This window comes from Nocardia gipuzkoensis (assembly GCF_021183645.1).
GTDB classification, from domain to species: Bacteria; Actinomycetota; Actinomycetes; order Mycobacteriales; family Mycobacteriaceae; genus Nocardia; species Nocardia abscessus.
Map to the genome: position 1 here is coordinate 1,191,334 of NZ_CP089225.1, position 19,745 is coordinate 1,211,078.

Annotated in this window: 18 protein-coding genes and 1 pseudogene; 8 read left to right on the forward strand and 11 right to left on the reverse strand. The window is 70.2% G+C overall.

Annotated elements, in window-relative coordinates; all coding sequences use genetic code 11:
* Positions 1-9 precede the first annotated feature (9 nt).
* The 3 genes from LTT66_RS05490 to LTT66_RS05500 form a co-directional block, all read right to left on the reverse strand.
* Positions 10-849 (reverse strand): DUF72 domain-containing protein, encoded by an 840-nt coding sequence (locus LTT66_RS05490; protein ID WP_233064758.1) that lies wholly within the window; start codon positions 847-849, stop codon positions 10-12.
* Between the two features lie 75 nt (positions 850-924).
* Entirely contained in the window at positions 925-2,442 is a 1,518-nt protein-coding gene (gene glpK, locus LTT66_RS05495; protein WP_233064768.1) for a glycerol kinase GlpK, read from the reverse strand.
* A 51-nt stretch (positions 2,443-2,493) separates the two neighbouring features.
* Complete coding sequence (locus tag LTT66_RS05500) at positions 2,494-3,258, reverse strand: IclR family transcriptional regulator (protein ID WP_181719924.1); 765 nt, start codon at positions 3,256-3,258, stop codon at positions 2,494-2,496.
* A gap of 259 nt (positions 3,259-3,517) precedes the next feature.
* Here LTT66_RS05500 and LTT66_RS05505 point away from each other — a divergent pair, with 259 nt between their 5' ends.
* The 3 genes from LTT66_RS05505 to glpD are packed head-to-tail and all read left to right on the forward strand — an operon-like array spanning position 3,518 to position 7,622.
* On the forward strand, positions 3,518-4,333 hold the full coding sequence (locus LTT66_RS05505; RefSeq protein ID WP_233064785.1) for an MIP/aquaporin family protein: 816 nt from the start codon (positions 3,518-3,520) through the stop codon (positions 4,331-4,333).
* A 37-nt stretch (positions 4,334-4,370) separates the two neighbouring features.
* The gene (gene glpK, locus LTT66_RS05510; protein ID WP_233064787.1) at positions 4,371-5,891 is read left to right on the forward strand and encodes a glycerol kinase GlpK; all 1,521 of its coding nucleotides are present in this window, start codon (positions 4,371-4,373) and stop codon (positions 5,889-5,891) included.
* A 51-nt stretch (positions 5,892-5,942) separates the two neighbouring features.
* A complete protein-coding gene (gene glpD, locus LTT66_RS05515) occupies positions 5,943-7,622 on the forward strand; it encodes a glycerol-3-phosphate dehydrogenase (RefSeq protein ID WP_233064796.1) in 1,680 nt (559 codons plus the stop codon).
* Between the two features lie 46 nt (positions 7,623-7,668).
* Here glpD and LTT66_RS05520 read toward each other — a convergent pair whose 3' ends face one another.
* Positions 7,669-7,833 carry a hypothetical protein gene (locus tag LTT66_RS05520; protein ID WP_169334161.1) on the reverse strand — a complete coding sequence of 55 codons (165 nt, stop codon included), beginning with the start codon at positions 7,831-7,833 and terminating at the stop codon, positions 7,669-7,671.
* Between the two features lie 165 nt (positions 7,834-7,998).
* Here LTT66_RS05520 and LTT66_RS05525 point away from each other — a divergent pair, with 165 nt between their 5' ends.
* A complete protein-coding gene (locus LTT66_RS05525) occupies positions 7,999-8,673 on the forward strand; it encodes a class I SAM-dependent methyltransferase (protein WP_233064798.1) in 675 nt (224 codons plus the stop codon).
* A 10-nt stretch (positions 8,674-8,683) separates the two neighbouring features.
* On the opposite strand, the gene LTT66_RS05530 is transcribed toward LTT66_RS05525, so the two are convergent.
* From LTT66_RS05530 to LTT66_RS05545, 4 genes are all read right to left on the reverse strand, one after another.
* Positions 8,684-9,946, reverse strand: a complete 1,263-nt coding sequence (locus LTT66_RS05530) for an acyl-CoA dehydrogenase family protein (protein ID WP_233064801.1) — start codon at positions 9,944-9,946, stop codon at positions 8,684-8,686.
* An 8-nt stretch (positions 9,947-9,954) separates the two neighbouring features.
* Positions 9,955-10,953, reverse strand: coding sequence for a phosphotransferase family protein (locus LTT66_RS05535; RefSeq protein ID WP_233064803.1), 999 nt, complete (start codon positions 10,951-10,953; stop codon positions 9,955-9,957).
* The gene (locus LTT66_RS05540) at positions 10,950-11,246 is read right to left on the reverse strand and encodes a DUF6285 domain-containing protein (RefSeq protein ID WP_233064805.1); all 297 of its coding nucleotides are present in this window, start codon (positions 11,244-11,246) and stop codon (positions 10,950-10,952) included. Before LTT66_RS05540 ends, LTT66_RS05535 begins: the two co-directional genes overlap by 4 nt.
* Positions 11,247-11,318: 72 nt before the next feature.
* Complete coding sequence (locus tag LTT66_RS05545; protein WP_233064807.1) at positions 11,319-11,723, reverse strand: GNAT family N-acetyltransferase; 405 nt, start codon at positions 11,721-11,723, stop codon at positions 11,319-11,321.
* Positions 11,724-11,909: 186 nt separating this feature from the next.
* Here LTT66_RS05545 and LTT66_RS05550 point away from each other — a divergent pair, with 186 nt between their 5' ends.
* Entirely contained in the window at positions 11,910-13,133 is a 1,224-nt protein-coding gene (locus tag LTT66_RS05550; RefSeq protein ID WP_233064809.1) for an Ig-like domain-containing protein, read from the forward strand.
* 230 nt (positions 13,134-13,363) lie between these two features.
* Here LTT66_RS05550 and LTT66_RS05555 read toward each other — a convergent pair whose 3' ends face one another.
* Positions 13,364-13,834: a winged helix-turn-helix transcriptional regulator gene (locus LTT66_RS05555; protein ID WP_181719934.1), complete on the reverse strand. Its 471-nt coding sequence runs from the start codon at positions 13,832-13,834 to the stop codon at positions 13,364-13,366.
* Between the two features lie 105 nt (positions 13,835-13,939).
* On the opposite strand from LTT66_RS05555, the gene LTT66_RS05560 reads away from it, so the two are divergent.
* The gene (locus LTT66_RS05560) at positions 13,940-15,193 is read left to right on the forward strand and encodes a cytochrome P450 (protein WP_233064811.1); all 1,254 of its coding nucleotides are present in this window, start codon (positions 13,940-13,942) and stop codon (positions 15,191-15,193) included.
* 42 nt (positions 15,194-15,235) lie between these two features.
* On the opposite strand, the gene LTT66_RS37205 is transcribed toward LTT66_RS05560, so the two are convergent.
* Together LTT66_RS37205 and LTT66_RS37210 are read right to left on the reverse strand one after the other, a co-directional pair.
* Entirely contained in the window at positions 15,236-15,688 is a 453-nt protein-coding gene (locus LTT66_RS37205) for an SRPBCC family protein (RefSeq protein ID WP_181720018.1), read from the reverse strand.
* 447 nt (positions 15,689-16,135) lie between these two features.
* Positions 16,136-17,200, reverse strand: a pseudogene (locus LTT66_RS37210) (FUSC family protein); the annotation flags it as partial.
* Between the two features lie 229 nt (positions 17,201-17,429).
* On the opposite strand from LTT66_RS37210, the gene LTT66_RS05570 reads away from it, so the two are divergent.
* A complete protein-coding gene (locus LTT66_RS05570; RefSeq protein ID WP_233064817.1) occupies positions 17,430-18,848 on the forward strand; it encodes an amidase in 1,419 nt (472 codons plus the stop codon).
* Positions 18,849-18,935: 87 nt separating this feature from the next.
* On the forward strand, positions 18,936-19,745 hold the full coding sequence (locus LTT66_RS05575; RefSeq protein ID WP_233064819.1) for a class I SAM-dependent methyltransferase: 810 nt from the start codon (positions 18,936-18,938) through the stop codon (positions 19,743-19,745).

Genomic DNA, 19,745 nt, shown 5'->3' on the forward strand with positions numbered 1-19,745 from the left:
TTCTTCCGGTCAGAAGAGCGTCATCGGCTCCGCCGCGGCGGGCTCGGGCAGCGGGTCGAGCTCGGGCAGCCGGGCCCGGACCTCGTCGTGGAAACGGCGGGCCAGCTCCAGCGAGCCGGCATTGTCCGGCGTGTGCAGGAACACCGTCGGCGACCGGCCTTCCCGCAACCATTCGGCGACCGTGCCGACCCACGGTTGCCAGCCCTCGACGGTGCGCCGCACGTCGTCGCGGCCGTGATACCGCACGATCGGGTATTCGGTCAGCGCGCGCATCCTGCGCCGCACCCGGGGCTTCTTCGCCGCCGCCTCCTGTTCCGCCGCACTGGTGGGCGAACCGTCGAAGAGCACGGTGGTGTCGAACGGAACCCATTCGGCGCCGACCCTGGACAGCACATATTCGAGCCTGCGCGCCGCCTGCTCGTCGGCGAAGAACGCGGGATGCCTGACCTCGACGGCGATCCGGTAGGAGCGCGGCGCCTGCCGCAGGAATCCGGCCAGCGCACCGAGATCCGTCGGACCGAACGAGCCCGGCAGCTGCACCCACAGTGCGTGGATACGTTCCCCGAGCGGCTCCATCACGCCGAGAAACGACCGCAGGTCGTGCTCGGCGCCGACCAGCCTGCGTTCGTGGGTGATCGGCTTGGGCAGCTTGAGCACGAACCGGAACGCGGGATCGCATTGACTCGCCCACGATTCCACCGTTCGCCGCGCAGGCGTCGCGTAGAACGTCGTGTTGCCCTCGACCGCGTTGCACCACGCGGCGTACCAGCGCAGCCGCTCCCCCGGCTCGAGTTGCTTGTCCTGCCAAGCCGCGTGCGTCCACATCGCACATCCCACGTGAAGCCGCATGCTCTCGACGCTAACCCACTGTCCCGACACGAGTGCCGAGCGCTCGCCCCGGCAGCACGCGGCCACGACCCGGACTCATTGCCGCGCCCGCTTCTTCGACCGGACCCAGCCGAAGGTCAACTCGACGGCGCGCTTCCAGTTGTCGTACTCGTCCTCCCGCAACTCGGGGTCCATCCGTGGCACCCATTGGGCGGCGAGGCGCCAGTTGTTGCGCAATCCTTCCAGGTCCGGCCAGTAGCCGACGGCGAGGCCCGCGGCGTACGCGGCGCCGAGCGAGACGGTTTCGGCGACGAAGGGACGCGACACCGGAACGTCCAGGACGTCGGCCACGATCTGCATGAGCAGGTTGTTCGAGGTCATGCCGCCGTCCACGCGCAAAGCCGCGGCCTGCAGACCGGAATCGGCGTTCATCGCCTCGACCACGTCGCGCGTCTGCCAAGCGGTGGCCTCCAGGACCGCGCGGGCGATGTGCCCCTTGGTGATGTAGGAGGTCAGCCCGGCGATGAGACCGCGGGCGTCGCCGCGCCAATGCGGCGCGTACAGACCGGAGAACGCGGGCACCACGTAGCAACCGCCGTTGTCTTCGACGGTGCGGGCGAGGGTTTCGATCTCCGGCGCGCTGGTGACCAGGCCGATGTTGTCGCGCACCCACTGCACGAGCGAACCGGTGACCGCGATCGGGCCTTCCAGCGCGTAGACCGGCTCCGGGCCGATCTGGTAGCCGATCGTGGTGAGCAGGCCGTGCTCGGACCGCACCAGCTCGGGTCCGGTGTTCATCATGAGGAATCCGCCGGTGCCGTAGGTGCACTTGGTTTCCCCACGCGCGAAACAGGTTTGGCCGAACAGCGCGGCATGCTGGTCGCCCAGCGCGGCGGCGATCGGGATGCCGGGGACCACCCGCCGGGTCGTGCCGTAGGACGCGATCGAGGGCTGGATGCGCGGCAGCATCCGAGCGGGGATGCCGAAGAACTCCAGCAGTTCGGCGTCCCAGGTGCGGGTGCTGAGATTCATCAACAGGGTGCGGCTGGCATTTGTGACATCGGTGAGGTGCAGCCCGCCGTCGGGACCGCCGGTGAGGTTCCAGATCAGCCAGGTCTCCATGGTGCCGAACAACACCTCTCCCCGCTCGGCGCGCTCGCGCACCCCGGGCACGGAGTCCAAGATCCAGCGCAGCCGCGGCGCGGCGAAATAGCCGGCCAGCGGCAGGCCGCAGAGTTCGCGGATCCGGGCGGCGCCCGGCTTGCCCTCCAGTTCCCGGACCAGTTCGTCGGTCCGCACGTCCTGCCAGACGATGGCGCGCCCGATCGGTATCCCGGTGCGGCGGTCCCACACCACGGTGGTCTCGCGCTGGTTCGCGATGCCGAGCGCTGCGATGCGGTCGGCGGCGACGCCGGAATCGCGCATCGCCTGCGGCACGATCCGCTCGACATCGCGCCAGATCTCCAGCGCATCCTGCTCGGCCCACCCCGGACGCGGATAATGCTGCCGGTGCCGCCGCTGGGCGACGCCGACCAGCCGGGCACGCTGATCGAACAGGATGCACCGCGTAGAGGTGGTGCCCTGATCGATCGCCAGCACGTAACGCTGCTTCATGCTCGGCTGCTCCTGGTCGAAATCCGCCGGTCGTCCACCCGACGGCGGCGGTCAGTGCCCCGCACCGAGATCCCGTGATACCGCCCGAGCGGCGTCGAGCACCTGACCGACCAGCGCGGGCCGGTGCCGCAACTGGGCGTCGCAGAGCCGGTCCACCGCGCCGGTGATGCCGATGGCGCCGACCACCAGGCCACCGGGCGCCCGGATCGGCGCCGCGATACCCGCCTCCCCCGTCCGGAATTCCTCGGTGTCGCCGGCCCATCCGGCCTGCCGGACACCGCCGAGCGCCCTGGTGAGCGCCGCGCGGTCGACCAGGGTGCGGTGCGTGAGCGGGGCCAGTTCGGCGCCGCGCACCGTGGCGGCCAGGTCGGTGTCGTAGGCGAGCAGGACCTTGCCCAGCGCAGTGGCGTGCGGCGGCAGGAGCTCGCCGAGTTCGAGCGCCTGCTCGGTGTTGTCCGGCCGGAACACGTGGTGGACCACGACCACCGCGCCATCCATCGGCGCGCCGATCCGGACCGACTCGCCCGTGCGCGCCGCCAGCGCGTCGGCCCAGTTGATCGCGCGGGAGCGCAACTCGTTCGCGTCGAGGTAGCTGGTGCCCAGGTGCAGCAGCGCCGCACCGAGCTGGTACTTGCCGGTAGCCGGGTCCTGCTCGACGAACCCGACACCCTGGAGGGTGCGCAGGATGCCGTGCGCGGTCGGCTTCGGCAACTCGAGCGCACCCGCGATGTCGCCGACGCCGAGACGCCCGGAGCCGCGGGCCAGCAGCCGTAGGACGGCCGCCGCCCGCTCGATCGATTGGATCGCACCCGGCATGTCGGGAAACCTATCCCCCGCGACGTGATTCGACAATGTCGAACGGTTGGTGATACCTGGGCAACATCAGTGAAACCCAGTGTGAGCTGCGCCATACATCCTCCTAGCGCGTCGGACGGTAGTGGCGCTGCCTTCCGGCAACCAGTCGGGCCGTTCGACATTGTCGAACGGGTGCCGTATCCGGGTCCGGCATTCCGCCGTAATTTCCGTTTCACGCACGGTCGCGTCCGCGGCCTGCGGGGTGAACGGAGGCTCAACGATGAACTTCGGCTCGATCTTTCTCAGCGAAGCACTCGGCACGGGAGTGCTGGTACTGCTCGGGGTCGGCGTGGTCGCGAACGTATTACTGACCAAGTCCAAAGGTTTGGACGGCGGCTGGCTGCTGATCAACGTGGGATGGGGCTTCGCCGTTCTCGCCGGCGTCTACGTCGCCTACAAGACCGGCGGCCACCTCAATCCCGCGGTCACCGTCGGCATCCTGTTCAGCGGCGCCGACGAGTTCGCCCCCGGCATCGCGATCTCCGGCTCCGCGACGCTCGCGTACCTGAGCGGCCAATTCGTCGGCGCGTTCGTCGGCGCGACGATCGCCTACGTGGCCTACAAACGCCACTTCGACGCCGAGACCGACGCGGACAAGAAGCTCGCCGTGTTCGCCACCGGACCCGCGATTCGCGCCCTGCGCTGGAACTTCGCCACCGAAGCGATCGGCACGTTCACCCTCGTCCTGGTGATCCTCACCTTCGGCCACACCCCGAGCGGGCTCGGCCCGGCCGCCGCCGCACTCCTGGTCGTCGGCATCGGCGCTTCACTGGGCGGCCCTACCGGATACGCCGTCAACCCCGCTCGTGACCTGGGTCCGCGGCTCGCGCATGCGCTGCTGCCGGTACGCAAGCACGCCCCCGCCGAGGCGGTCATGGTGCCCGCGGGTGCGGGCGCTCCCGCGCCGACCGCATCTGCCGATGCCCACGCGACACCGGGGCCCAAGGACTCCGACTGGGGATACGCCTGGGTGCCGGTGCTCGGGCCGCTCGTCGGCGGAGCGCTCGCCGGTATCGCCGCTCAGTTCCTGTTCTGAATCCTTCTCTCCGACAGCACTTTCCGAAAGGACCGCGATGAGCAAGTTCGTCGGCGCCATCGACCAGGGCACTACGAGCACCCGCTTCATGGTGTTCGACCACAGCGGCAACGAGGTGGCCCGCCACCAGCTCGAACACGAGCAGATCCTGCCACGTCCCGGGTGGGTGGAGCACAATCCGACCGAGATCTGGGAGCGCACCCGCGCGGTCATCCAGACCACGCTGACCAAGGCCGATCTCGTCGCGAGCGACCTCGCCGCGGTGGGCGTCACCAACCAGCGCGAGACCACGGTGGTGTGGAACCGCAAGACCGGGCGGCCCTACTGCAACGCCATCGTCTGGCAGGACACCCGCACCGATCGCATCGCCGCCGAACTGGAGCGAGCCGGGCACGGCGACACCATCCGGCGCAAGGCGGGCCTGCCTCCCGCCACCTACTTCTCCGGCGGCAAACTGCGCTGGATCCTGAGCAACGTGCCGGGGGTGGCCGAGGACGCCGAACGCGGTGACGCGCTCTTCGGCACCACCGACACCTGGCTGCTGTGGCAGCTGACCGGCGGGGTCGACGGCGGCGTGCACGTCACCGATCCGACCAACGCCAGCCGCACCATGCTGATGGACCTGGAGACACTGGACTGGGACGACGAGCTGTTGTCGCTGTTCGGGGTCCCGCGCGCGATGCTGCCCAGGATCGCGCCCTCCGCGAACTCGGAGCTCTTCGGCACCACTCGCCCCGACGGTCCGTTCGGCGGCGCGGTCCCGCTGTCCGGCGTGCTCGGCGACCAGCAGGCCGCCACCGTGGGGCAGGTCTGCTTCCGCCCCGGCGCGGCGAAGAACACCTACGGCACCGGTAACTTCCTGCTGCTCAACACCGGAACCGAGATCGTGCGGTCGCAGCACGGCCTGCTGACCACGGTCGCCTACCAGTTCGGCTCGGAGAAGCCGGTGTACGCGCTGGAAGGTTCGATCGCGGTGACCGGCTCGGCGGTGCAGTGGCTGCGTGACCAGCTCGGCATCATCTCCGGCGCGGCGCAGAGCGAATCACTGGCCCGGCAGGCCGAGGACAACGGCGGGGTGTACTTCGTCCCCGCGTTCTCCGGGTTGTTCGCGCCGTACTGGCGTTCGGACGCGCGCGGCGCGATCGTCGGCCTGTCCCGCTACAGCACCAACGCCCATCTAGCGCGGGCGACGCTGGAATCGATCTGCTATCAGACCCGCGACGTGGTGGAGGCGATGCAGGCCGATTCCGGCGTGCGGCTGGACGTGCTGCGGGTGGACGGCGGCGTCACGGCCAACGAGCTGTGCATGCAGTTGCAGGCCGACTTCCTCGGCGTCCCGGTGTCGCGTCCGGTGGTCGCGGAGACCACGGCCCTCGGCGCGGCCTACGCGGCGGGGCTGGCGGTCGGCTTCTGGAGCGACACCGACGAACTGGAGCGGAACTGGAACGAAGCCAAGCGCTGGAGCCCGACCTGGTCGGACGAGCAGCGCGAGCGTGGCTACGCGCGCTGGAAGAAGGCCGTCGCCCGCACCCTCGATTGGATCGACGTCGACGAATGAGGGGCGACGCCGTCCTACCCGAATAACACCGAAACAAGGAGAGATACCGCTGTGTCCGCACGATTGGACCTCCAGTACCGCGCCCGCGCGGTGAACTCACTCGGCGACACCGAGATCGATGTGCTCGTCATCGGCGGCGGCGTGGTCGGCGCGGGAGCCGCCCTCGACGCCGCCGCCCGCGGCCTGACCGTGACCCTGGTGGAGGCCAGGGACTTCGCCGCGGGCACCTCGAGCCGCTCCAGCAAGCTCATCCACGGTGGACTGCGCTACCTGGAGCAGCTCGACTTCTGGCTGGTGCGGGAGGCGCTGAAGGAACGCGGCCTGCTGCTGCACCGGCTCGCCCCGCACCTGGTGCGCCCGGTGTCGTTCCTGCTGCCGCTGCGGCATCGGGTGTGGGAGCGCGCCTACATCGGCGCGGGCGTCGCGCTGTACGACACCATCGGCGGCGCCCGCGCGCTGCCGATGCACCGGCACTTGTCCCGCACGCGCGCGCTGGAGCTGGCACCCGCGCTGCGCGAAGACGCGCTGACCGGCGCCATCCGGTACTTCGACGCGCAGGTCGACGACGCCAGGCACACGATGATGATCGCGCGCACCGCGGCACAGCACGGCGCGACCGTGCTCACCCGCACCAAGGTGACGGCTCTGCTGCGTGACGGCGAACGCGTCGTCGGAGCGGAGGTCACCGACCTGGAGACCGGCCGCGTGCACACCGTGCGCGCGCGGCGAGTGATCAGCGCGACCGGCGTATGGACCGACGAGATGAACCGGATGACCGGCGTCGAGTTCCCGTTCCACGTCCGGATGTCCAAGGGCGTGCACATCCTGGTGCCGCGCCACCGGCTGAACCTGGACACCGGCCTGATCATGCGCACGGAGAAGAGCGTGCTGTTCGTCATCCCGTGGCACGGGCACTGGATCATCGGCACCACCGACACCGACTGGTCGCTGGACAAGGACCACCCGGCCGCCAGCGACGCCGACGTGCAGTACCTGCTCGACCACGTCAACCGGGTGGTGCGCGAGCCGCTCACCCGGGACGACATCGTCGGCACCTATGCCGGACTACGCCCGCTGCTGTCGGGCGCGTCGGCCGATACCGCGACGCTCTCGCGGGAGCACGCGGTGGCCGAACCGGCTCCGGGGCTGTTCGTGATCGCCGGGGGCAAGTACACGACCTACCGCGTGATGGCCGCCGACGTCGTGGACGCGGCGGTGGCCGGGCTCGGCCGGGCGGTGGCCCCCTCGGTGACCGAACACCTGCCGATCCTCGGGGCGGTGGGATACCAGGAACTCGCCGCCGACTCCGACAGCCTCGCGCAGCGCGCGGGCCTGCCGAGGGCGACGGTGCAGCGTCTGCTCGGCCGTTACGGCTCGGCGATCACCGACCTGTTCGACCTGATCGCCCGCGAACCCGAACTGGGCAAGCCGCTCACCGGCGCACCGGGCTACCTCGGCGCCGAGGCGGTGTACGCGGTGACCCACGAGGGCGCCCTGCACCTGGACGACGTGCTCACCCGCCGTACCCGCGTCTCCATCGAAGCGGCCGACCGAGGGCTGGCCGCCGCCCCAGAGGTGGCCTGGCTGATCGGCGCTCACCTCGGCTGGGACGCCGCCGCCACCGAGCGTGAGATCACCCGCTACCGCGACCGGGTGCACGCCGAACTGGCCGCCAATCAGGCGGCCGACGACGAGTCCGCGAACGCGGCCCGGCTGGTCGCCGTCGTCTGAGTCCGTCGCGTGGCACGGTCCCGCACGCCGGCCGTGCCACGCGTTGCTACTCGTCCGATCCGCTGTGCCCGCGCGGAGTCGACTCGTCGGTCTCGAGCTCTTCTCCGGTGGGGTGCTCATCGGCGTGCGTCGGCTTGGTGTGCTCGTCGGCGAAATCCGCGTCCTGCTGCATCGACTCCGCCGTCGTCGGATCGACATTCGGTGTGCTCATAAGGCGCGCGTACCCACCCACGCCGCTCCGACGCAGACTCGGCCCACCTCGACCAGACCTGGTCAGAGCATCGCGCACTTCGGGGTCTGCGCGGGACAGCTCGGGCGCGCCTCGGACGGCGTGGCAGGTTGACCTCGAGTGGGGTTGAGGATGGACAGTGGTTGCATGACTCGTCCAGCGGATTTCTGGAATACCGTTTACGACAACGACACCGCGCCCTGGGTGATCGGCGAGCCGCAGCCTGCCATCGTCGCGCTGGAGCGCGAGGGGGGTATCCGCGGCCGGGTGCTCGATCCGGGCTGTGGCGCGGGTGAGCACACGATTCTGCTGACCAGGCTCGGATACGACGTGCGTGGGATCGATATGTCGCCGAGTGCGGTGGCGTACGCGCGCGCCAACGCGGCCGAGCAGGGTGTGCCCGCCGCCGCGTTCGAGGTGGCCGACGCGCTGGCGCTCGGCGACCGGCCGGATTTCGCCGGTGACCCGCCCGGTTCGGCGCCCGCGTTCGACACGATCGTCGACAGCGCGCTGTTCCATGTCTTCGGGACCGAGGACGAGGCGCGCGCCGCGTACGTCCGCAGCCTGCACGCGGTCTGCAAGCCGGGCGGCACCGTCCATGTGCTCGCGCTCTCCGATGCCGAGCCGGGGTTCGGCCCTCGGATCAGCGACACACTGATTCGGGAGTCGTTCCGCGACGGTTGGGTGGTAGAAGACCTGCGGGAAGCCCGGTACCGCGGACGAGTCACCGACCTGGTGGCTCAGGAAGCGGCCGAGCTGGAGATCTCCGAGTCCGGACAGGTCGACGCCGCCGCGTGGCTGGCCCGCATCCGCCGTCTCTGAACCGCCCGCGTCACACTCCCTTGGGCGCCTTGCTTCCCATGAAGCCGAACAGGTAGCCCGCGACACGCCGCATCTGGATCTCCTCGGCGCCCTCGGTGATCCGGTAGCGCCGATGGTGGCGGTAGATGTGCTCGAACGGCTTGTGCCTGGAGTAGCCGAGGCCGCCGTGGACCTGCATGGCTCGGTCGGCGGCCTCGCAGCACAACCGGTTGGCCCAGTAGTTGCACATCGAGACCTGCTCGGAGACCGCGAATGTGCCGTAGGTGTCCATCGACCACGCGGTCTTGTGGATGAGGGCGCGCAGCATCGCGCACTGGGTGTGCAGTTCCACCAGGGGGAATTGGATCGCCTGGTTGGCGGCCAGCGGCTTGCCGAAGGGCTTGCGCTGCTTGGCGTAGGCCACCGACTCATCGATGCAGTACTGCGCCGCACCCAGGCTGGACGCGGCCTGGCGGATCCGGTTCTCGTTGAAGAAGTGCTGGACCACCGCCAAGCCGCGTCCTTCGCCGCCGAAGACGGCGGTGTCCGGCACCCGGACGCCGTTGAGCGCGACGCGGGCGTGATCGGTGGGCATGTTGAAGGTCCAGAGATACTCCTCGACGACGAAGCCCGGCGCGTCGATGGGCACGAGGAACGCCGTGACGCCCGCCGCGTCGCCGGGGCCGCCCGAGGTGCGCGCGAAGATCAGGTCGGCGTCGGCGATGTGCACGCCGGTGTTCCAGGTCTTCTGTCCGGTGATCACCCAGCCGTCGCCGTCGCGGACCGCCGAGGTCTCCATGTGGGTGGCGTCGGAGCCGTGCTCGGGCTCGGTGATGCCGAAGGCGAAGAACTTCGTCCCCGCGGCCAACCCGTCCACCCACTGCGCCCGCTGAGCGGGCGTGCCGTATTCGAGCATGAGCAGCAGGCCGACGTTGTTGGCCACGATGGCGTGCTCGTTCTGCAGGTCGCAGTGCAAGCCGAGACCGCGCCGGGCCAGGTGCTCGCGGATCACGGCCATGCCCAGATTGGTGCCGTCCCGGCCGCCGTATCGCGCCGGGAACGCGTAGCGCAGGTGCCCCGCGGCGTCGGCGCGCCTGCGGACCTCGGCCAGCAACTCCTCCCATTCCGCGTTCGGCAGGCCGCCGCGCTCCCAGTCGGTGCGGGCGTCCTCGCGGCGGTGGTCGAAGAACCGGATATTGTCACCGGTCTGCTCGAGCGGCGTGATCTCCCGTTCGATGAACGCGTCGAGTTCGGCCAGGTAATCGACCAGTTCCGCGGGTAACTCGAAATCCATCGCGGCACCTAACCTTTCGCAGTGGGTCGGATCTGCATCAGCAGGTCCCATTCGATTTCCGACACCCGGCGACCGCCGGCCGCCATCACGATGTCGCGCACGCTGCCGTCGGAATGCGCCGCCGCCTGCCCGGCGAGTCCGGTACCCCAGGCCAGCGTGCACATCACCTTCCACCAGCGGAATCGGTCCTCGTCGAAGTCGCCGCCCCCGCGGGAGTAACCGCGCACGAACGCCGCGCGACCGGCGAGGCCGCCGAACTCCCGCTCGTCCGCGCGGAAGCGCCACATGCGCAGCGCGGGCCAGGCCACGTCGCGCATCGGGTCGCCGTGGCGCTGCGCGCCTTCCCAGTCGAGCACCGCGCGCAGGCCGTCGGGACCGACGACGATATTGCCGTTGCGCATGTCGGTGTGCAGCAGCGCCGTGCGCGACGGCGGCGGTGGGCAGTGGCGTTCCAGCCAGCGCAGGGCAAGGGCGAACACCGGCCGGTCCGCCAAGAGCGCGCGCACCTGCTCGACGGCCTCGCTCAGCTGACGCTCGGGATCGGCGGCCGCCGTGGGCAGCCGAGCGGGCGCGCTCGCCGGGTCGATGGCATGCAGGCGCCCCATGGCCTCGCCCAACTGCTCGGCGACTCGTTCGCCGAGGTCCGCCGCCTCGGTCAGCCGTAGCACTCGGCGCGGCACGGTCTCTCCGTCCACCCGCTCGGAGACCACGAACGGCCCGCCGGCATAGGCGCTGTCGGTGCAGATCGCGACCACGGGCGGCACCGGCACACCGTGGGTGCGCGCGAGTTCCCGGACGGCGGCCTCCACGTCCACCGGGACCAGTTCGATCGCGCTCGGCACGATGGTCGCGACCAAGCGTCGTGTCCCGCTTCCGGTAACGGCGTCGAAGGCGACGTTCCGGCGGCGAGCGCCCGCGGAGAGGACTTCGACGTTCGACACCGTCACCGGCCGGCCGCTCCCCGCCGTGAGGAATTCGGTCAAACCGCGTGCCAGATCGGCGCTCACTCGCCCGCCCAGGCGTCGTACCCGGGTTTGGCGATCGCGAGATCGGCCCGCACCACGGAAACCAGCGCCTCCCAGAGTTGTTCGTCATCCCCCTCGGCCACCGCGGCGAGTAGCGCACGCTCCTGCTCCGCCGCGGCGGGGCCGGATTCGATCTCCCGGCGCACGATCCTGGCGAGATTGGCCCCGACCCGCGCCTTGTGCTGCAGCCCCGCGGGCAGGGCGGGCAGCAGCGTCTGCTCGAGCAGTTCGGCGAGCGATTCCAGCAACTCCGCTGCCGATGGGCGATTCTGCATTCGTTCCCCTCGGTCGACTCCGGCCCTCAGCATGGCACGCACCGCTGCCGCCCCGATCGGTACTTTCGGCCGTCACCCTTGGCCGCGCAGTCGCACCAGCCCCGCTGCGGTGGGCCGGAAACGGCAGGCATCGAAGTAGAACGGCGCCAACCGATCCTCGAAATCGACGTGCAACCAGGTGCAGCCCGCCGCCCGCGCACCCTCCGCCGCCCGGGCCGCGAGTTCCGTGCCGATGCCGCGGTGCTGCCATTCGGCCCTGACCTTGGGATCGAGGAGGAACGCGTGGTCGCTGCCGTCCCACGCCACGTTGACGAATCCGGCCGGCGTGCCGTCAGCGGCCCGTGCGGTCACCCAGCCGAGACTGTGCCGTGCGGCGCGGTCCCACCATCCCGGGTCGGGGATGCCGCCGTGCGACCTGGTCAACTCCACCATTTCGCCGTCGGCCAGCGCGCCTCGCCATTGGTAGTCGATCTGCATGCGCCGTGACGTTATGGCGCACGGGCGCCGGTAGCCACCGGTTATCGCTTGCTGTGTGGCGGCTGGGAATCTGCCGTGGGTCGCTCGTCGGACGGGTTCCGTCGGTGCTCGGTCGGTAGACTGCGAGGGGGGATAGCAAGGCGCGGATGCGCCATTCGTTGCGCTGGGCGAAACACAGGAGAATGCATGGCGGCCAGTCGCGTCCGATCCGCGGCCATAGCAGGGTTCGCCCTGGTCATGGCGGTGATCGTGGCGGCGTGCTCGTCCTCGTCTACGCCGGATGGCGCACCCGGAGCCACCGGTTCGGCGCCCGTGCCGATCGCCATCACGCCCGCCTCCGGCGCGGGCGAGGTCGATCCGCTGGCACCGGTGCAGGTGAGCGCAACGGAGGGCCAGCTGACCTCGGTCACCATGACGAACGAACAGGGCAAGGTGATCGACGGGGTGCTGACGCCGGACAAAACGGCCTGGAAACCCACCGAACCGCTCGGCTACGGCCGCACCTACACCGTCACCGCGGAAGGGCTGACGGTCACCGGCAAGACCGGCCCGAGGACCGCCACGTTCTCCACGTTGACGCCGAACAACCAGACGAAGGTGTCGCTGACCACCACCGGCGGCACGCCACTGTCCGACGGCGGCACATTCGGCGTCGGCACCGTGGTGGTGGCGCACTTCGACGAGGACATTCCCGACCGCGCCACCGCCGAGAAGCACCTGTCGGTCACCACCGGCCCGCCCGTGCAGGGCTCCTGGTACTGGCTGGACGACCGCAACGCGCGCTGGCGTCCGAGGCAGTACTACACGCCGGGCACCAAGGTCACCGTGGCGGCGAACATCTACGGTCAGGAACTCGGCCGAGGGCTCTACGGCCAGGAGGACACCGAGACCACGTTCACCATCGGCGCCTCGCACGTCTCCATCGCCGACGACGCGACCAAGCAGATCCAGGTCTTCGACGGCGGGCGGCTGATCCGCACCATGCCGACCTCGATGGGCATGGGCGGCAGCGAGGTCGTGGCGGGCAAGACGATCACGTTCTGGACCCAGCCCGGGATCTACACGGTGATGGACAAGGCCAATCCGGTGATCATGGATTCGTCCACCTACGGCCTCCCGATCAATTCCCGCCTCGGCTACAAGGAGGCCATCGGCTGGGCAACCCGGATCAGCACCGACGGCATCTACCTGCACCAACTCGACTCCACCGTGTGGGCGCAGGGCAACACCAACGTCTCGCACGGGTGCCTCAACCTCAGCGGCGAGAACGCCCAGTGGTTCTTCAATTTCTCCGTCCCCGGCGACGTGGTGGAGATCCGCAACACCGGCGGCGCCCCGCTCGAGGTCTGGCAGAACGGCGACTGGGGCCTGCCCTGGGAGCAGTGGGTGCAGGGCAGCGCGCTGCGGTAGCCGCCGCACGCCGACACGCGGTCCGGTCTTGCCGACGTCCTCTACCTGAACTACATTCCTGCACTCGCGAGACCACCCGGTCTCCAATCCCTGCGCGACGTACCCGCGACGGCACGGCGTGGGACCCGCGTTGACGATCGGAGCCGGCTCGATGGCGATGCTGCTGTACTACCTACTGCTACCGCTGTACCTGGCCGAGGCTTTGCTCAACGCGCTGGATTGAGCCCGGGTCACTCGGCCTGTTCAGCGCCCGGAGGTTGGTGGAATCCGGGGCCCGCCTTGGGTTCGACGTCGCGCGGGTCGATCGGTTCGCGGCAGTGGTCGCAGACCAGCATCGGCGAGGTCTCCTGCCCGCAGCTGCGATGTTCCAGGACGATCGGCCTGCCCTCCGGTCCGACGAGATGGTTGTCGCCCCAGACCATCATCGCCGTGACGATGGGATAGAGCTCGCGGCCCGCGGCGGTCAGGTGATAGTCGACGCGCCCGCCGCCGTGGTCGGTGCGGGTGAAGATCCCCGCGTCGATCAGCATGCGGAGGCGGCTGGTGAGCAGGTTGCGATTGGTGATGCCGATATTGCGGGCGAAATCGCTGAACCGGTGCACCCCGAAGAACGCCTCGGCGATGAGCAGGATGGTCCACCGGTCGCCGAGCAGTTCGACGACGCGGGTGACCGAATCGTCGACCGGGCGCCGCAGTGTCATGGCGACATCTTCGCATCTCCGCCCGGTATTGCTTTCCTACTGATGGTATCGGAATAATACCACCAGGACCGATGCCCCCTCCGGGCCGGACGACTGGGAGTGTCGATGACGACCACGAACCACCCGACCGACGACTACGTGCGCCTGCTCGACCCCGCCGTACGGCCGGATCCCTATCCCCTTTTCGCGCGACTGCGCGACGCCGGTTCGTTCCGGATCGGCACCGCCCCGGTGGTCGTCCTGACTCGCTACGCCGACTGCGCCGCCATGCTGCGCGATCCGCGCGCGAGCGTCGACCGGTCACTGGCCCGGTTGCAGCTCGGCTCGATGCCGATCTACGACGCGACGCGCGAAGACGGCGCGGCGCGGGCGAAGCCCTCGTTCCTGTTCCTCGATCCGCCCGATCACACCCGCCTGCGCCGCTTGGTGGCCAAGGCGTTCACCCCGCGCGTGGTCCGGCGGCTGGAGCCGCGGGTCACCGAGGTCGTGGACGACTTGCTCGACCAGCGTGCCCGCCAGGGGAGCTTCGACGCCGTCGACCACTTCGCCTATCCGCTGCCGGTGACCGTCATCTGCGAACTGCTCGGCGTCCCGCTCGCGGACGAAGCGCGGCTGAGCGCCTGGTCCGCGCTGTTGTCGCGCACACTCGACCCGACTTCCCGCGCGGCACCGCAATTCCGCGCCGACCCGGCGCAGATCCAGCGGGCCGGCACCGAACTGCACGCCTACTTCGAAGATCTCACCGATCGCCGTCGCCACACACCGGGCGAGGATCTGCTGTCCGAACTCATCGCGGCCGAAGACGCCGGCGACGCGCTGACGCATGCGGAACTGATCTCGACCTGCGCCCTTCTGCTGGTCGCCGGGCACGAGACCACGGTGAACCTGATCGCCAACGCGACCCTCGCCCTGCTGCGCAGGCCGGAGGAACTCGCCGCGCTGCGCGCGGATCCGGCCCGGGCGGCGGGCGTCATCGAGGAGACGCTGCGCTTCGATCCGCCGGTGCAGTTGATCCCGCGCATCGCCGCCGACGATCTGACCATCGGCGGCACGGACATCCGACGCGGCGATCTGGTGGTGCTGCTGATCGCCGCCGCGCACCGCGACCCCGCGGTATTCGCCGATGCCGACCGATTCGACCCCGCGCGCGAGAACCGCCACCTGGCCTTCGGCCTCGGGGCGCACTTCTGCGTCGGCGCTCCCCTGGCCCGTTTGGAGGCGCGAGTGGCGTTGACCCGGTTCGCGCAACGGGTCGATTCCCCGGCGCTGACCGTGGACCCGCCGCCGTATCGGGAACACGTCAATCTGCGCGGGCCCGCGCACCTGCCCATCGAATTCGCGGCGATCCGGCCCCGGTAGCGCGGCAGGTCACCGCCCGGGTCCGGCGGCTGTGAACCGGGATTATTCGACGACGGCCTTGATCCGGTTCAGCGTCTCGCGCATCCCCTCGACATTGGTCTTGTTGCGCGTCCATCCGGCGAACAACCAGTACAGCCGCAGCACGGGGTTGTCGTGCAGCTGGAAGGACTCGGTGACGTCGGTGCCGCCGTCGACCGGCTCGAGAACATAGCGCCACGTGTTGATCGGGATGCCGCGCGGGCCGAGCACGGTGAACGCGAACTCGCGGCCGGGCTCGCAGGCGATGATCCGGCACACCGTCGCGTATTTCAGCCCCCACCCGTTGCGGTTGACATGACCGCGGAATTTCACACCCACCGCGGGACCGGTCGCGCCGCCCAGCCACTCCGCCGCGAATGTCTCCGGGCTGAACCGCCCGGTGTTCTCGATGTCGCTGACCAGTGCCCAGATCTTGTCGGCGGGGGCGGCCATCCGAACCGTCACGCTGTCGTGCATGCGCCGAACGCTAGCAGGCGGCCCGGCCGTCGCGTCCGGGCCGGACCGAGCCGCGGCGAGCCGGGCCGCCCAGCCGTCCACGCCCGCCAGCCACTGGCCGGGTACCAGCACCCAGCAGGCCGCGAGCAAATCGTGGCCGTAGTGTGCGACGGCCGTGTGCTCCGGCCAGTATTCGCGGGTCCAGTCGGGGTCGTCGGCCGCCGAGTCGATGCCGCTGCGGACCACGCCGACCAGCTCGAATTGCAAGTGCTGGACCAGCACCCAGGCTTCGGCGTCCATCGGCTTGCGGCGCAGCCGGTCGAGCAGGTCACGGGCGGCGGTGCGCACCCGGTGTTCCAACCAGTGGAAGGTACGCCGGTGCCCGCGCGGCGCCACGCCGTGCAGCGCGAGCACGGCGACGGCGACACCGAGCACGGTCTCGAGCAGCCGGTCCCGGATCACCGGTCCGATCGGCCCGCCCGTGGTGGCGACCCCGCCCGCGATCAGCGCGACCGGCGTGATGAAGACGACGGCCAGGGCGTAGTTGCGCGGCACGAACAGCTCGATGCAGAACTGCAACGCGGCGATCAGAACGATCAGCGCGTACCCGGTCGGCCCGAGCTGGTAGATGAGCGCGAACAGTCCGAGGCCCGCGATCGTGCCGACGAACCGGTGGATGGCACGCACCTGCCCGCGCACCCGGTCCGGCCCCGTCTGCAACACGATCAGGGCACTGAGCACCGCCCAGTGCGGCCGCTCCAGACCGAGCAGCGCGCTCAGCGCACCCGCGCCCAGGCAACCCGCGGCAACGCGTATCGAGCTGATCGCCGCGTGCGAGGACAACGACAGCGAACGCCCCAGCCGGAAGCCGATACCAGGGCGGGCGAACGAGACCAAGGGATCGACCAGCAGATCTTCGGTGTCGTCGTCGGCGGGAGCGTGCCCGGCGAGCCTGCGCCGCGCGTCCTGCAGGGTGGCCAGCAGCGCGGCCTCCCCGGGGTCCGAGGGCGGACCGGCGTCGTAGACCGCGGCCCACGCGTCCGCCATCGCGGCACCTGCCCGGTGGCGCAGCTCGATGGCGGGCGTCCCCGCTTCCCGTGCCGCCACGTAGGCGTCCACCGCGCGCACCGCGGCCTCGACCACCGTGCGTTCGGGTTTGCGGCGGTCACGCAGCACCCCGGCCATCGAAACGATGATCGACGCGACGACACCGCATGCCGTACTGACCAACAGCGTCGCCACCGCGGCCCCGGACTCGACGGCTTTCATCGCGCCCGCGCAGACCAGCGCGAAGAACAGCGCACCCGGCGGCCCCAGCCGCAGCGCGTCGATGACGAAGACGGCCACCACCGCGATCGCGGACACCACGATCACCAAGAGCAGGGACGCACCGAGTCCGGTGTCCAGCACGGCGCCGACCACCGCGCCGACCGCGCAGGCGGCCAGCAGGGCCAGGCCGGCCGCGAGGACGACCCAGCCGCGCACCCGGAACGGCCGTCCCTCGCCGTAGAGCACGGCGAACGCGCCGAACATGACGAACACCGCCGTGTCCGGACGGCCGAGAGCGGTGAGGATCGCGGCGGGTGCGGCGAACGCCACGGCAGCGCGCAGCGCCACACTCCACCGCCGCCCCGCGGGTGGCAGGGCGAACAACAGCGAGCCCACCCGACCCTTCGGTGGCACCGGATCCGGGTATGTCGCGGCCACCTGCTGTCCTTTCTGGTCTGGACGAACTGCCTGGTGCACACATTAGATTCGGGAGATGACCGCCGACGCTCAAATACCGCTACCCCCGCGCGTCCACGCCTTCGCCGACGACGCGCTCGCTGATCACGACGCCGTCCGCCTGGCCGAGTTGGTGCGCGACGGGGCGGTTGCACCACACGAACTCACCGCCGCCGCCGTGGCGCGCGCCCAGCAGGTCGAGCGGCTGGCGGCCGTCGCCTACCCGAGCTATGCGAATCCACTGCTGCCCGCCGAGCGGACCGGCACGTTCTACGGCGTGCCCAGTTTCGTCAAGGACAACACGGACGTGGCGGGCATGCCGACCAACCAGGGCACGGCCGCGTTCCGCGCGAGACCCGCCCGCGCGCACAGCGGCTACACCCGGCAGTTCCTCAGCACCGGCCTCACCGTCCTCGGCAAGAGCGCCATGCCCGAGTTCGGCTTCAACGCCAGCACCGAGCCGCCGCACGCCGCGCCCACCCGCAACCCGTGGCACACCGGCTATTCGGTGGGCGGCTCGTCGGGCGGGGCGGCCGCGCTGGTGGCGGCGGGCGTCGTCCCGATCGCGCACGGCAACGACGGCGGCGGATCGATCCGGATTCCGGCCGCCTGCGCCGGGCTGGTCGGCCTGAAGCCGACGCGGGGACGGCACGTGGTCTCCGGGCTGGCCCGCGCGCTGCCGGTCGACATCGTCAGTGAAGGAGTGCTGACCAGAACGGTGCGCGACACGGCGGTCTATGCCGAGGCGGCCGAACGCTACTGGCGCAATCCCGCGCTGAAGCCGATCGGCCGCGTCGAGGGACCGTCGACCCGGCGAATGCGGATAGCGCTCGTGCTCGACAACCTCGCGGGGCCGCTCGCCGACGGTCCGACGCGGGCAGCCGTCGAACGGGTCGCGCACGTCCTGGAATCCAGCGGCCATTCGGTCGAGCCGGTGCCCCTGCCGTTCGACGCGGCGATCGAAACCGCGTTCCTGCACTACTGGGGTCTGCTCGCGGCCGCGATCAGCACGACGGGAAGATTTCTCGACCGCCGGTTCGACGCGCGCCGGGTGGACGATCTGACCGTCGGCCTCCGTGCGCTCTTCCTGCGCCGTGCCCTGCACGCGCCGCTCACGCTCTACCGGCTGCGGGCAGCGGCGGCCACGTACGAGCGGGCGCTCAGACCCTACGATGCGCTGCTGCTGCCGACGCTCGGTCACACCACGCCGCAACTCGGCCATCTCAGCCCGGCGGTGCCGTTCGAGGAGCTGATCGACCGCCTGCGCGCCTACGTCTGTTTCACCCCGATCAACAACATCACCGGAACGCCGGCGATCACCGTTCCGGCCGGCCTGACCGAGGGTGGGCTCCCGATCGGAGTCCAGTTCGCCGCTACGCGCGGCAACGAGCGCACCCTGCTGGAGCTGGCCTACCTGATCGAGTGCGAGCAGCCGTTCCCGCGCCTCGATCGCTGACTCACCCGGCCCGAATTAGGTTAGGCTAAGTTTGCTTGGTTCGAGTATCGCGAGCGGACACGGCCGAGGGCCGGAGAGGACGAAATCATGGGCGCCGACGTCGAATTGGCAGGAGTCCCGGAGACCATGCTGTGGACGCTCTACAACCGGGCGTCGGAAGCGAAACGGGCGGACGGCATCTTGCGCGACCCGGACTGCGTCCAGATCTTCGACGCGCTCGACTACGACTACGCGCGGGCCTTCGGCGCACCCGACGGCACGCACGCGGTGCGGTCGCTGCGTTTCGACCAGACGCTGCGTCCCTGGCTGGCCGCGCATCCCGGCGGCACCGTCGTCGAACTCGCGTCGGGGCTGGAAACCCAATTCCAGCGGTGCGACGACGGACAAGTGCGGTGGGTGTGCGTGGACGTGCCCGAGGGCATCGCGCTGCGGGAGCGGTTCCTGCCGCCGAGCGAGCGCTGTCGTCATCTGCCGATCAGCGCGCTCGACCCGGCCTGGCTCGATGAGATCGACGCCGGACGCGGAGTCTTCGTCACGGCGCAGGGCCTGTTCATGTACTTCGAGCCCGACGAAGTACGGCGCCTGTGCACCACGATCTTCGACCGGCTGCCCGGTGTGCAGCTGATGTTCGACATCATCCCGCCGTGGTTCTCTCGCAAGACCATGCGGGGCTTCCGCAAAACGCCGCACTACACCGCGCCGCCGATGCCGTGGGGAGTCGAGCGCAGCCGCGCGGCGCGGCTGCTGCGCGAATGGAGCCCTCGGGTGGCAGAGGTGACGGTGTCGTCCTTCGGCCCTTCCCGCGGTCCTCTCGCGGTGAGCCTTCCCCTCTTCGAGCGCCTTCCGGTGCTGCGCGACATCCCGCCCGGCATCGTGCACGCGCGTGGCGCCCGGTAG

Excerpts from the sequence above, each read along its gene's own strand:
- LTT66_RS05555 (WP_181719934.1), bottom strand. The coding sequence starts at position 13,834 with ATGACACTGCGGCGCCCGGTCGACGATTCGGTCACCCGCGTCGTCGAA.
- LTT66_RS05530 (WP_233064801.1), bottom strand. The coding sequence starts at position 9,946 with ATGGATTTCGAGTTACCCGCGGAACTGGTCGATTACCTGGCCGAACTC.
- LTT66_RS37205 (WP_181720018.1), bottom strand. The coding sequence starts at position 15,688 with ATGCACGACAGCGTGACGGTTCGGATGGCCGCCCCCGCCGACAAGATC.
- LTT66_RS05505 (WP_233064785.1), top strand. The coding sequence starts at position 3,518 with ATGAACTTCGGCTCGATCTTTCTCAGCGAAGCACTCGGCACGGGAGTG.
- LTT66_RS05550 (WP_233064809.1), top strand. The coding sequence starts at position 11,910 with ATGGCGGCCAGTCGCGTCCGATCCGCGGCCATAGCAGGGTTCGCCCTG.
- LTT66_RS05570 (WP_233064817.1), top strand. The coding sequence starts at position 17,430 with ATGACCGCCGACGCTCAAATACCGCTACCCCCGCGCGTCCACGCCTTC.
- LTT66_RS05525 (WP_233064798.1), top strand. The coding sequence starts at position 7,999 with ATGACTCGTCCAGCGGATTTCTGGAATACCGTTTACGACAACGACACC.
- glpK (WP_233064768.1), bottom strand. The coding sequence starts at position 2,442 with ATGAAGCAGCGTTACGTGCTGGCGATCGATCAGGGCACCACCTCTACG.
- LTT66_RS05520 (WP_169334161.1), bottom strand. The coding sequence starts at position 7,833 with ATGAGCACACCGAATGTCGATCCGACGACGGCGGAGTCGATGCAGCAG.
- LTT66_RS05500 (WP_181719924.1), bottom strand. The coding sequence starts at position 3,258 with ATGCCGGGTGCGATCCAATCGATCGAGCGGGCGGCGGCCGTCCTACGG.
- LTT66_RS05540 (WP_233064805.1), bottom strand. The coding sequence starts at position 11,246 with ATGCAGAATCGCCCATCGGCAGCGGAGTTGCTGGAATCGCTCGCCGAA.
- LTT66_RS05560 (WP_233064811.1), top strand. The coding sequence starts at position 13,940 with ATGACGACCACGAACCACCCGACCGACGACTACGTGCGCCTGCTCGAC.
- LTT66_RS05545 (WP_233064807.1), bottom strand. The coding sequence starts at position 11,723 with ATGCAGATCGACTACCAATGGCGAGGCGCGCTGGCCGACGGCGAAATG.
- LTT66_RS05575 (WP_233064819.1), top strand. The coding sequence starts at position 18,936 with ATGGGCGCCGACGTCGAATTGGCAGGAGTCCCGGAGACCATGCTGTGG.
- glpK (WP_233064787.1), top strand. The coding sequence starts at position 4,371 with ATGAGCAAGTTCGTCGGCGCCATCGACCAGGGCACTACGAGCACCCGC.
- LTT66_RS05490 (WP_233064758.1), bottom strand. The coding sequence starts at position 849 with ATGCGGCTTCACGTGGGATGTGCGATGTGGACGCACGCGGCTTGGCAG.